At 65.6% G+C, this 256-nt stretch carries 1 protein-coding gene; it reads left to right on the top strand.

The annotated features are described in order from the left end of the window. The coding region (locus SB754_RS21420; RefSeq protein ID WP_410784345.1) for a hypothetical protein at positions 1-250 on the top strand (250 nt) is incomplete at its 5' end. Between the last annotated feature and the right edge of the window lie 6 nt (positions 251-256).

Genomic DNA, 256 nt, shown 5'->3' with positions numbered 1-256 from the left:
CGACCGAGAGTCGGGTCTGGGCGAGGACTTCTACGACGCCATTGACGAGGCGATAGCCCGTATCTCCGATTGGCCGCGCTCCGCGCCCGCGTTCCCCGGCTGGGTGGACACTCCGACCGTGCGCAGCATGGCAGTTACGGTGTTCCCGTACCGGGTGCTCTACTACCTCACCGATACGAGCTTCGTGATCCTCGCCTATGCGCACAACCGGCGCAAGCCGAGGTTCTGGCAGCACCGGCTCGACCGCTGAGTCCAG

The organism is Leifsonia sp. SIMBA_070, assembly GCF_046534635.1.
Classification (GTDB): Bacteria; Actinomycetota; Actinomycetes; order Actinomycetales; family Microbacteriaceae; genus Leifsonia.
Note: the sequence above shows the minus strand (reverse complement) of the source record. Positions and strands in the feature narration are given on the sequence as shown.